Genomic DNA, 12,581 nt, shown 5'->3' with positions numbered 1-12,581 from the left:
TCGTGCCCTTATTTTTATTTCACGGCCTCTATAACTTTTTTAGAAACATAAAATTCAGAACCATTGTAAACATTAATGGTATTGAATGTGTGGGTTTTTGTTGTATTTTTTGAAGTGTGTTCATAAATCATTGCGTTTTTGTTAACAGGAATTTTCACCGTCACATCTGCCTTTTGAGCAACGAAGGTTGGGTTTTCTTTATCGGATAGATCTATTTTTGTTGTAAAGCCTTTCTCTGTAAATGCCTTTGTAGCTGGCACATACAAATCATCTGTTAAAGACTTTAGGTCGAAGCCCATAAATTGCGCCATTGAATGAGCTAAATCCGTGTTTTCAACGAGTCCAGTTAATTTAGAAGGACCAAATGAATAAAGAAAAACATCTTCTCCCGTATGACCACCCGTCGTATAACCAATGTTCGCACGGTTTGCTAGCATTTTTACCATTTCGCTACCGACATCTTTCGCAGATTTTAATGTAGAAAGCTCGTCCTTCGTTAATGGATCTAATCCATACAGAGCAGCTACCTCCACAATGTTGGAACGGTCTTCTTTTAGTTGGCTTAAAGCCCCTTCAACGGTCATGGAAGCCTTTTTTAATGGATCAATATAAGCTGAAACAGGAATGCTTGAATAGGTACTAGTAGTATTGGCGTTCCCCATCGTAATTCCGCTATTTCCATGGTCTGTAACTGCGATGACTAATGTATTCCCATCTTCCTTTGCGAAATCAACGGCTTCTTTTACGGCATCATCAAACGACAAAATATCGCTTATTATACCGATGGTGTCATTGGCATGTGCAGCCCAGTCTACCTTACTACCTTCAACAAAAAGGAAGAAGCCATCCTTATCCTTTTTAAGCGTGTTAATTGCTTTATTCGTCATTTCAGCAAGTGTAGGCTCTGATTTCCTAGTTTTGGCACGATCTAAATCATACGCCAAGGCACTTGGTGCAAAGCTTCCCCAAATTTTTGAAGATGGACTATTTAATAACTCATCACGAGTATGCACTAAATCATATTGATTATCCTTCAATACCTTCATTAAATCCTCGCCGTCCTTGCGGGCATTTTTAGACGTACCTGGTGTCAGCGATTCTAAACCGCCACCTAAGACAACGTCAATATTTTGATAAACCTGTTGTTCCGCAATATCTCCATATTGGCTCCTATTGTTCGCATGTGCTGAGAAACCGGCAGGCGTTGCATGTTGAATTTCAGAGGTAGAGATCAAGCCAGTCGCTTTCCCCTGCTGTTTAGCACCTTCTAATACATTGGCTACGGGTCTAAAGGCTTCCTTCTTATCTATTTGCGCTAATCCAGGTGAAGTAATCTCCGATGGGAGCACCCCTATATATTTATCATTCGATTTATGTCCCGTCGCTAATGCAGTAGCGGCAGGGGCAGAGTCAGTAATGGCTGATTCAGCAGAGTAAGTGCGCATTGCACCCGATAAAATTTCATCCATTGCTAAGCTTTCCCCTTTATACCAACGGGAAAGTGTTACAGCATTATTACTGCTTCCATCCATCACTAGCATGATGACATTTGTCGGTTTTTTTACTTTAGCTGCTTGTACATCTTGCTGTGGAATACTAACTGCGGATAAAGTCACTGCACTTGCTAAAAATAATGAAGCCCATTTTTTTGCGTATTTCATGATTTTCCTCCTTTAGATGAATGAATGATCAACTGTAAGTGTAAAGGAAGGGTGTAAAGCCACCGTTAAAAAATTGTTAATAAAATATGGTAATACTGTAAATGTGAAGGGAAAGCGGTGTGGTTGGCCAACTGAAGCAGAGGGAGATAGAATCTGTGTGAAATCCGCACACAGATTCTATGTAGGTTACAAATTTTGTTGATGCATGGAGCCGTCAAGTGTTTCGTAATACAAAATACCATCTTGGATGTTCAAGTTCAGTACCTCGTCTTCGAATAATACCTCCTCGGAACCGTCCTGGACATTTATTTTTGTTAAATAGCCAGCATTATCATAGTCACTACAATAAATAGATTGTTGGTCAGTCACTAAATAATAGCAGGCAGTTGCAGAAATTTGTTTATGTTCATTTGTCGTTAAGTCATAGGAATAAACGGTACTATCGCTCATGCTGTTATAATAGATCACATTATCTACTGTATTGGCATACCACATATCATGCATAAAATCATAAGCATTACTAGTTGCGGCAAAATAGTTTTCATTGGCCCATAAATGATCTTGACTTAGTTTTTCATCATTGACCAAAAAGTATTCGTAGGAAATTGTAAAGGGCTCGGTAGGTGCAACGTCATTCCAAGTTGTATCGAGATGATACCAATTGCCATTAACCTGGACTAAATTCCAGGCATGTAGCTGATCTTCACTATAGCCATAGACGTATTTCGCATCGAGATTAGATGCTACTAATAGACGGTAAGTAAGTAAAGCATAAGCCTGACATACAGCAGTTTCTTCATTAATTAATTCGAAAACGGATTGACCTTCAGTAGAGCCCTGTTCCGTATATGTGGCTAGCTGTACAACATAATCATTAATGACTTTCGCACGATCAAAGTCTGTCATGTCTTTGGTAATATATTGATTCGCGAACGTCTCCACATATTGGTCTACCTTTTTTTCCTTCTTCGCATCAGTTAAATATTGTATGGACAATTCTACTGAATAACCATTATCGGTTTCCCAAGCGCTCCATTCATAATATAAGAAATAACCAGCTGTATAAGGGTCAACGAAGGTAATCAGGTTATTTAAATCATTGAGCTGTACTTCAAAATCCTCAAAATTCAGCTTCCCTGTATAAGAAACCTCAAAGTGCTCTTCAAATTGAGCAACCTGCTTCTCCACTTTTTTTGCAAATTGTAGTAAAGCGGGATCATCCTTAAATAAAGTGGTTGAAAATAAATCGGTAGGTGAAAATGAGGCAGATAATGCTTTGCTTTCTGGTATTTTTATATCAGTATTTGTTTCATTTGGTTCTTCTGTTAAGGTGGTTGTCATTGTGACATCCTCTTCATCTTGTAGTAGGATGTCGATTGCCTTTGAGCATGCTGTAAAAAAGGGAATGGTGCAGCATAATAAAAGCAGTGCTATTTTTTTATTCAATACATAAATCCTCCAATAAAATATAATTTTTTCCATTATAATCTAAAATTAGAGGAGGTGTTATCCACAAATAGTCGGATAATCCGACAAATAGATGTACGTGAAGAGGAAAAATTCCTACTAAACAGAAAGCTAAGTTTGTCATGGCAACCTTTTTTTGTTATAATATAGTCTGTTGTGATGTTTCAAAGTTCGGGAGGTGCAGTGAATGCATACAGTAGTATTAGTTTCATTAGTTATCGTATCATTAGCGTTGATCGTGGTGGTATTACTTCAATCTAGTAAAAGTGCAGGCTTATCAGGTGCCATCTCGGGTGGAGCTGAGCAACTATTTGGAAAGCAAAAAGCGCGTGGTATGGATTTAATCCTTCACCGTGCAACAATTGTGTTAGCTATACTATTCTTTATTTTAGCAATCGCTATTACAAAAATCTAATAGTTGAAGATCTATCGCCTAACCACATTGGTTGGGCGTTTTCTTTTATCATAACCAAATGGAAAATTTTCTCGATGGAGTAAAAATTGAAATGTAATGTTATAGCCTAATGTTATGCTCGAGGCATCATCGAGAGGGCTATAATGGGTATAGTATATATGAGCGTTTTAGGATGAAGGAGTGCTTACCATGAATAAATCATTATCACAGCCATTTTTCTTTCAAGCAGGACCACGTGCCGTTTTATTACTACATGGCTTTACAGGTAGCTCGGCAGACGTTCGCATGCTTGGTAGATTTTTAGAGAAAAAAGGGTATACTACTTTAGCACCTCACTATAAAGGTCACGGTGTGGAACCTGAGGAACTTATCACAACAGGTCCAGCAGACTGGTGGCAAGATGTCGTGGCCGCCTATAAACAGTTACAGGATGCTGGCTATGAAGAAATTGCTGTTGCTGGCCTTTCATTAGGCGGTGTAATGGCATTAAATGTAGCCTTAAACAACCCTGTTAAAGGAATTGTTACGATGTGTGCACCTATGACTATGCGTACAACAGACGTCATGTTTGAGGGTGTTTTGAAATATGCTAAAGACTATAAAAAGTTCCAAGGTAAACAGGAGGAACAAATCGAAACAGAAGTAGCACTCATTGCTGAAAAAGGCATGCCGTCTCTCCAAGAGTTACGTGAATTTATTACGCATACTCGTCAAGAAATCGACATGATTTATGCCCCTATTTTTGTCGTTCAAGCTACAAATGATGAGGTAATAGAGACAGAATCTGCCAACATTATATATAATCAAACTGAGTCACTTGATAAGCATATGAAGTGGTATGAAAACTCAAAACATGTTATTACGTTAGATCAAGAAAAAGATCAATTACATGAAGATATTTATCGCTTTTTAGAAAGCCTAAATTGGGCACAATAAAATTATAAATAGGATTTTCTCATGAAGGAGGGAATATGTATGAAAGACCAAAAAGATACACTACAAAGTCGGTTACTCGTTTTTTTCGGCCAAGATGATTACAAACCATTAACTGTCGGTGAAATAGAGGATGAATTTGGCTTTGAGGATGCGGAAGAATTTAAGGAGCTTGTCAAAACATTAGTCCGTATGGAAGGACAGGGCTTAGTTGTTCGTTCTCGCTCCAATCGTTATGGCCTACCAGAACGTATGAATTTACTAAGAGGTAAATTTATCGGTCACGCGAAGGGTTTCGGCTTTGTAGCGCCTGATGTTGAGGGCATGGATGATGTGTTCATTCCACCGCATGAAATTAATGGGGCTATAAATGGAGATATCGTTCTTATTCGTGTGTTAAAAGAATCATTTGGTGATCGCCGTGAAGGGACTGTAACTAAGGTCGTTGAACGTGGTCAAACAAGCTTTGTCGGCACATTCCAAGCTAATCGTGGCTTTGGCTTTGTTGTCTTAGACGATAAAAAGCTGCCAATGGATATCTTTATTGCAAAAGGAGATACATTAGGCGCTGTTGATGGCCATAAGGTTGTGGTCGAAGTAGCCACATGGCCTGAAGATTTAAAATCGGCTACAGGCTATATTACAAAAATTTTAGGGCATAAAAATGATCCAGGCGTGGATATTTTATCAATTTTATATAAGCACGATATTCCACCTGAATTCCCAGACGAAGTCATCGCTGCTGCACAACGTGTGCCAGATGATATTACAGAGGCTGATTTAGTAGGTCGTCGTGATTTACGTCATGAAACGATTGTAACCATCGATGGGGCTGACGCAAAGGACTTGGATGACGCAGTAACCGTCATAAAAAATGTAGATGGTACTTATAAGCTTGGCGTACATATTGCAGACGTTAGTTATTATGTAACGCAAGGCTCTGTCATCGATCTTGAAGCCTATGACCGTGCAACAAGTGTTTATTTAACAGATCGTGTGATCCCAATGATTCCGCATCGACTTTCAAACGGTATTTGTTCATTAAATCCACAGGTTGACCGTTTAACACTATCCTGTGAAATGATTATTGATGCGAGTGGGAATGTTATTTCACATGAAATTTTCCAAAGTGTTATTAAAACAACTGAACGTATGACGTATAAGGATGTCTACAAAATTTTAGAGGAGCAAGATGAAGCGTTAATCAAACGCTACGAGCCACTTGTTCCGATGTTTAAAAATATGGCAGAGCTATCTGGCATTTTACGTCGTAAACGTGAATCTCGAGGTGCCATTGACTTTGACTTTAAAGAATCTAAAGTCATCGTGAATGAGGAAGGTTGGCCAGTTGATATTGAGATACGTGAACGTACAGTAGCGGAGAAGCTAATTGAAGATTTCATGCTAGCTGCTAATGAAACAGTAGCGGAGCACTTCCACTGGATGAATGTACCGTTCATATACCGTATTCACGAAGATCCAAAGCCAGAAAAGCTTCAACGATTCTTTGAATTTGTTACGAACTTCGGGATTTTAATTAAAGGTACAGGCAATACTGTGCATCCTAAAGCATTACAGGATGTTCTGAAAGCCATTGAAGGTATGCCAGAGGAGCCTGTTATTTCAACGATGCTGCTACGCTCGATGCAACAGGCGAAATATTACCCAGAAAGCCTAGGTCACTTTGGCCTATCAACTGATTTCTATACACACTTCACATCACCAATTCGCCGTTATCCGGACTTAATCGTACACCGATTAATCCGTACGTATTTAATTAATAAGGATACTTCTCGAGAAACGGTTGCACAGTGGGGAATGGCAATGGATGAAATTGCTGACCACACATCCGAGCGTGAACGCCGTGCGGTTGATGCAGAACGTGATACAGATGCTTTGAAAAAGGCACAATATATGTCTGATAAAATTGGCGAAGAATTCGAAGGAATCGTATCATCCATTACCAACTTCGGTATTTTCGTGGAGTTGCCAAACACGATTGAAGGACTTGTCCATATTAGTAATATGACAGATGATTACTACCGTTTCGATGATCGTCAAATGATCATGATCGGTGAACGTACAAATCGTCAATTCCGTATTGGTGATGAAGTAACAGTCCGTGTTGCCAATGTCATTATTGAGGAGTCATCCATTGACTTTGAAATCGTTGGAATGGTAACTTCATATGGACGAACACGCAAAGCCGCGCCGACTGTTATTCACGCACGTAAAAATTATAACGACAATAAAGGTGAACGCAGTCGCAGAAGCACACGTAGCGATGACGAAAAAGGCGGGCGTGGTGGCAGCCGTAGAAGCAGTCGCCAAGAAGAGGAAAGCGGAAGTCGAGATACTAAACGCGGTGAACGCCGTGAAGGTGACCGTGATCCACGTGGACGTCGCAAAGATGACTCTAGCAGCCCAGGTCCTAAAAAACGCGTGAAACAAAAGCAAAAATTCTATGAAGGCATTGCAAAGAAAAACAAAAAGAAAAAATCAAAACGTAAATAAGCATGAGCGAAAGTGTCCTAAGTACGGATACTTTCGCTCAAGCTCAACCTTTAAGTAGAGGGTGAATCAAATGGCAAAAGGTTCAGGAAAAGTATTAGCACAAAACAAAAAAGCTGGACATGATTACTTTATTGAAGAGACAATCGAAGCAGGCATGGTCCTAACCGGTACAGAAATCAAATCCATTCGTGCAGGCAAGGCCCAGCTAAAAGACTCCTACGTCCGCATTACCAATGGCGAAGCATGGATTAGCAATATGCATGTCAGCCCGTTCGATCAAGGGAACCGTTTCAACCACGACCCACTACGCGCCCGCAAATTGCTTCTCCATAAAAAGCAAATCGGCGAGCTAGTCGGTGCCGTCAAACGTGACGGCTACACAATCGTCCCATTGAAAATGTACATCAAGGACGGCTATGCCAAGCTCTTAATCGGCGTCGGCAAAGGGAAAAAAGACTACGATAAACGCAACGACATGCGCAAAAAAGAAGCCAAACGCGAAATGGAACGCACCTTCAAATCCAATAACCAATATTAATAGATTATCAGAAAGCTCACCTAGTTGTTGGTGAGCTTTTTGTTTTGGTTGGGGGAGTTGCGGGGGGCGGGGTGAGCTGGAGTAGTGGATAGGATTGGGGAAGTGATGGATAGAATCGTGAAAGTGACGGATAGAAGTTAAAGTATGGTGGAATAGAACAGAGAAAGCGATGGATAGCCTCTAAGTCCAAGCCCATGTTTCCTACTAGAGCGGTACACTTGAACTATCGCTCATTATGTTTTATAATATGAATTACTGATTGCCAGATTTCATGGAAGCGTACTTTTAAGCTCCCACCGTACTAGAAGCAATTCTAGCTCTTTGTTTGAACGAGGCTCAACCGCTTCGATTCATATATCAAGGGGACGTTACGGATTCGACAGGGATGGTTCAAGCTTTAGTCGCGCGTCGGAGGGCTCGGCTCCGTCATCAACGACAGTTATATAATAACTGGCAAACAACAAAACTTAGCTTTCGCAGCGTAAGCTCGTAAGCGCTCTGCCTCTCTATCGCCCATGTAGAGAACGTGGGGCCCAACTTTAGTGGGATACGGTCGATGGTGCCACCTGAGTCATCGGCAAGAGATTTCCAGGTTAGCGTACAGGACGCCTGTTTGTCGGCATAATGTTACGCGAATCGTAAATAGGCAAACTACACGCGTAGAAGCTGAAGTATTGGAGTCTTTGGACGCGGGTTCGACTCCCGCCGTCTCCATTTTATGGAATCAAATGATTTCACAGAGTGTCAAAACCCTTGATAATACAGGGTTTTGGCACTTTTTTAATTTCATCCAATTTCACCTGTTTTCATTCAAATCTAGTCAATTTCTAGTCAAAACTAAGTCAAAAACTTAACCTTCTAAATAGCTAACAAACTTCTGTATAACTCCTTCTTTGGCCTTTTTCGTGACGTGTGTATAAATGTCTAAAGTAGTTTTTACATCAGAATGCCCAAGTCGATCTTGAACTTCTTTAATGCTTGCACCAGCTTCGAATAAAAGTGAGCAGTGCGTATGGCGTAAGCCATGTGGTGATACTTTCTTCAAAGTGTATTTGTTTTGAACACTATACATCCACTTCTGAACTTGACCAGGCTGGATAAAATCGTTTTTTGTATTACTAAACATCAATTGATTTTTCTTCAGCGTATTAATGCCGAACTGAATATATTGCTGCTTTTGAAGCTTATTCCATTCTTTCAAGATCGATAAAGTTGTTTCATCTAATTTGATCATGCGAGGTTTACCAGTCTTAGTGGTCTTCAAATAAAGCTGTGTTTGTTTACCACGTCCAATAGCTTTATTAATAGTTAACTCACTTTCCACAAAGTTCACATCATTCCATGTTAAAGCTAAGGCCTCGCTTTTACGCATACCTGTATAAGCAATCAAACGGAATAGCGCATATGCTTTATAGTTAAGGTGATCTTTTGCTTTCTCTAAAAATAAATTTAACTCTTCCTTCGTATAAAAGTTTTCATTTTTATCTTCAGCACTCTCCGTAAAAGCCTTCTTAACTTTTGTCTCAACATGAGTGAAGGGATTCGTTTGAATAAAGCCATGCACAATAGCGAAATCTAATACCTTTTTAGCATAAGACTTGATGGTACGAGCCTTTTTAACCTTTGAAGCCCATTCATTGTAATGTTTTTGACAAATAGCAATCGTAATTTTTTCGATACGATAGTTGCTCATAGAAGGTAAGATATGATTTTTAAAGTAGCCGACTGTTTTAACAAATGTACTTTCTTCAACAGTTTTTTCGTATTGAGTGATCCAAAGATCGTATACTTCCTGATATGTCTCTGTGCTTTTTTGTTTGTATGTGCCTTCAGAAACTTGAAGTTTGATACGTGCTAAAGCAAGTTCAGCTTCTTTTTTCGTTTTATAACCTCTACGGGTAGTACTGCGAGCTTTACCTGTAAGCTCGTCTACACCTAAATAAACTTGGAATTTATATAACATTTTACCATCTTTGTTTTCATAACTTTTGATGGGTGAAGAATTATTTTTTGTCATAGTGATCCTCCTAATATCGTTGCGGGGGCAAGATATAAAGAGAGGATTAATCCTCACAGTTATAATATATAATTTAACTGGGGAAAAATCCTCTAGTAGTATTTAAAAGCTGTGTTCTTCTAGGAAGCGGTCGATTTCTTTTTTTGATACGCGTTTGATGCCTTCAATTTCGCATACTTTTAACCCTAAAGTTCTAAATTTTATAAAGGTGTTATAAGATACACCAGTGTACTTCGCTCCGTCTGTTAGACTAAACCATTCTTGTAATGTTAAGGGCTTCGGGTTTTTTTCTAATAAATTCTTAGTCTCTGATACAATAATTTGTTTGAGTTTTTCTTCAAATTCTTTTTCTTTTAACATAATATTGTCTCCTTAAAGTGTATTAGAAATATTTTGTACATTGTTTTTAGCAAAATTTATTTATTTACCAGATTTTTACATGTATTTTATGAAGAGTTTAATATTTTACACTTCGTAAGTTGTATCTTTTAGCCCTATACCAATATATCCATACTTATTTTCGTTATTTAGTCTAAAACGAGAATAGCTTAAATTGGTTATTGTTTTCATATGCTTATGAAACATTCTAGAGCTTTCTTCAAACATACCGTAGCTACGACAATATTTTTTATATGCAGTTTCTAAAACGTCATTATGTGTTTTTGAATCAGGATTCATATAACAACATGATTTTATAAAACTATCAATTGAATTAGTTTGTTCAGAATATTCCTTTGCCATCTTTTCAACTTGCTCGCATGAAGTAAACTGATAATTATTATCAATCCAACGTTGTAAGCCCGTTAACGCCCAATGAGCAATATATGAGGTTTCTTTTATTAGCTTGTCAAATAGATGAATATCCTGCTCTCCTTTTGGTACTTGATGATTAAATGGAAAAATTACAAGTCTTTCACTAAAAGCATTTGATTTATCAATACCTTTTATTGTAGGTAAATGGTTTCCCGCAAATATAAGAGCCGCTTTGTTAATAAATTTAAAAGCTTGTCCGTATAAGTAACGAGCCATAACATAGTCCCCACCAGATAATTTTTTAAAATTATCTAAACGATTAAGGGCTATTTCAGATGTTTCACCACAGGTATTTAACTTTTTTTCGAAAAGTTGACATAAAAAACTTTGCTGATTAAGTTCACTAAAACTAAGATTAGTAAAAAAATCTGGACCAACTAAGTATTCTAAAAGTCTCAAAATAATGGATTTACCTGAATCCTTTACTCCCACGAGATAAGGAATAACCTTAACATCTCTTATCTCAGAAATCACATAACCAAAAAGCTCTTGTAACCTCATATATAGCTTTTGGTCTCCACCAGTGATTTGACTCATAAAGTTTTCAAATACTGGTCCATTAGGTTTACACCTTAGCGGATATTCTGCATTTAATACAGATGTAAAGAAATAATCAGGATTATGTGGATGGGCTGAAAAATCTTTTATGCGAATAATACAATTAGAAAATGCAACAAATGACTTTCGTGGTGCCAATAGCTCTTCATTTACTTTCATTTCATCTTTAGCTATTATCCACCGAAGTATCTCTTGACCAGTGTTAAACGAAATTTGATTTTTATATTTTTCCGGTGTATTTTGTCGAATAAAAATATCTGCATTTTCACCTGTAAGACCTACAAAATACCCTAACGTTTGATTCCAGTAGTACAAATTATCTTCTATAACTGCAAACCTATGAGTATTCATTAATAGTTCTGCTAGTAAATAATTTGACATTTTTACTTGACTTTTATTTTTAAGGGTAGATGAAGCTTGTTGATTTGACATTTTATCAATAATTTCTTTAGATTGTGAACCTTGTAAGTCTGAGTTCAGCGGAGTGAATTCTTTACTAAGTTTATCCCCAAAAGTTTTTATATTTAATAAATTGTCATTGTAATCATTCTGGTCTGAAATTTTTATTGATTTTCTATGATTATAGTGTTTTTTTGAGGAAGTAACTTCTTTAGATTGTGATTCCTGTATGTCTTGGTTAAGAAGTTTTAGATTTGGGAACAACATATCTCCAAAAGTATTGATTTTAATGTCAAGTTCTTTAGGTTCAATTTTCTTGAAACTTTGTTCCAATGTATCTCCAAAAAGATTCATGGAATTTCTTTTATTTTTATTCCAATCCATCGTCTTGTTCCCCCTTCTCTTGGCCGTTTTCAAAATGACCTTCTTCATCTAATTCTTGAAACCTTGGGAGTGCATCTCTAACTATAGATTTCAATAAACGATGTAAGGGTTTTGTCGTAGCGAAAACATGCTCTCTCACAGTGTCATTAGTTACTGGATCATGTGTACATAATGTTAATGCTGCTGTATTTTCATATTCCCAGTAAATATAAAGTCTATCACTACTGTTAAGATTTCTCTTAGATGAAATTTTTAAATTAAAATCTTCAGATGAAACGTAAATGACGTTGTTTTCTTTTTTTCTACAATCGACACCGATATAAATATTAGATGAAGACTTAAAACCCCCAATTGAGGAGAATTCAAATGTTTTTTCATCAAAGCAACCTTTAACAAAAGATTGGGTATCTTTTTGAAGTATTAAAAGAGCAGTATGAAGCTTTACTGGCGTTTTAGTAAGCCCTGATAATAGTATTTCATCCTGAATTTGCACACAAAATGCATTTCCTGTATTTTCTAAACTGTAACTTTGTAGGTCTTTAAATTGTTTATAATATTTTGTTGGTTTCATATTTAACAGCCCTTTCTTTTTTGTTCATTAGAACTATAAAAATCTTATATTTTTAAAGATTTTAAAAAAAGGTATGTTGATTACAGGTCTGTATTTGTGATTTGTAATCTAGGGGTATTGCAAAAGTATAGAACTTATGGTAAAGAGATTCGTTAATAACGTTCAAGTTGTTCATAGTGTTCATTAAAAGTATATAAAATAAGTATAAATATTACTTTTTAGTTAATAAAAATATGTGTAGTTATTATGTATAATAAAGATAATTAAATTACATTGAACAAGTTGAACGAAACTTTTGGGAGGAAGATGCT

Annotated in this window: 10 protein-coding genes and 1 other RNA gene; 5 read left to right on the top strand and 6 right to left on the bottom strand. The window is 37.2% G+C overall.

Features of this window, described 5'->3' with window-relative positions; all coding sequences use genetic code 11:
- Window positions 1–14 precede the first annotated feature (14 nt).
- Both MKX57_RS19690 and MKX57_RS19685 read right to left on the bottom strand, forming a co-directional pair.
- Window positions 15–1,661, bottom strand: a complete 1,647-nt coding sequence (locus MKX57_RS19690) for an alkaline phosphatase (RefSeq protein WP_008173199.1) — start codon at window positions 1,659–1,661, stop codon at window positions 15–17.
- 186 nt (window positions 1,662–1,847) lie between these two features.
- Window positions 1,848–3,107, bottom strand: coding sequence for a DUF5050 domain-containing protein (locus MKX57_RS19685; protein WP_342530674.1), 1,260 nt, complete (start codon window positions 3,105–3,107; stop codon window positions 1,848–1,850).
- Window positions 3,108–3,315: 208 nt separating this feature from the next.
- Between MKX57_RS19685 and secG the strand changes: the two genes are divergently transcribed.
- The 5 genes from secG (at window position 3,316) to ssrA (ending at window position 8,245) form a co-directional block, all read left to right on the top strand.
- Window positions 3,316–3,543: a preprotein translocase subunit SecG gene (gene secG, locus MKX57_RS19680; RefSeq protein WP_008173196.1), complete on the top strand. Its 228-nt coding sequence runs from the start codon at window positions 3,316–3,318 to the stop codon at window positions 3,541–3,543.
- 189 nt (window positions 3,544–3,732) lie between these two features.
- Window positions 3,733–4,479 carry a carboxylesterase gene (locus MKX57_RS19675; protein ID WP_342550546.1) on the top strand — a complete coding sequence of 249 codons (747 nt, stop codon included), beginning with the start codon at window positions 3,733–3,735 and terminating at the stop codon, window positions 4,477–4,479.
- Between the two features lie 39 nt (window positions 4,480–4,518).
- A complete protein-coding gene (gene rnr, locus MKX57_RS19670) occupies window positions 4,519–6,990 on the top strand; it encodes a ribonuclease R (protein WP_096364832.1) in 2,472 nt (823 codons plus the stop codon).
- Window positions 6,991–7,060: 70 nt separating this feature from the next.
- Entirely contained in the window at window positions 7,061–7,528 is a 468-nt protein-coding gene (gene smpB / locus MKX57_RS19665; protein ID WP_008181258.1) for an SsrA-binding protein SmpB, read from the top strand.
- 361 nt (window positions 7,529–7,889) lie between these two features.
- Window positions 7,890–8,245, top strand: a transfer-messenger RNA (tmRNA) gene (gene ssrA / locus MKX57_RS19660).
- Between the two features lie 133 nt (window positions 8,246–8,378).
- Here the strand turns inward: ssrA and MKX57_RS19655 are convergent.
- From MKX57_RS19655 to MKX57_RS19640, 4 genes are all read right to left on the bottom strand, one after another.
- Window positions 8,379–9,545, bottom strand: a complete 1,167-nt coding sequence (locus MKX57_RS19655; RefSeq protein ID WP_342550545.1) for a site-specific integrase — start codon at window positions 9,543–9,545, stop codon at window positions 8,379–8,381.
- Between the two features lie 102 nt (window positions 9,546–9,647).
- Complete coding sequence (locus MKX57_RS19650; RefSeq protein WP_342550544.1) at window positions 9,648–9,905, bottom strand: DNA-binding protein; 258 nt, start codon at window positions 9,903–9,905, stop codon at window positions 9,648–9,650.
- 105 nt (window positions 9,906–10,010) lie between these two features.
- The gene (locus MKX57_RS19645) at window positions 10,011–11,699 is read right to left on the bottom strand and encodes a phage/plasmid primase, P4 family (RefSeq protein ID WP_342550543.1); all 1,689 of its coding nucleotides are present in this window, start codon (window positions 11,697–11,699) and stop codon (window positions 10,011–10,013) included.
- Window positions 11,686–12,270, bottom strand: coding sequence for a hypothetical protein (locus tag MKX57_RS19640; RefSeq protein ID WP_342550542.1), 585 nt, complete (start codon window positions 12,268–12,270; stop codon window positions 11,686–11,688). The genes MKX57_RS19645 and MKX57_RS19640 overlap by 14 nt, the downstream gene beginning before the upstream one ends.
- Window positions 12,271–12,581 lie beyond the last annotated feature (311 nt).

Origin of the sequence: Lysinibacillus sp. FSL M8-0216, from assembly GCF_038595555.1 — a bacterium.
GTDB classification, from domain to species: Bacteria; Bacillota; Bacilli; order Bacillales_A; family Planococcaceae; genus Lysinibacillus; species Lysinibacillus fusiformis.
The sequence above is the reverse complement of the archived record's forward strand: the minus strand, read 5'-3'. Positions and strand labels throughout refer to the sequence as shown.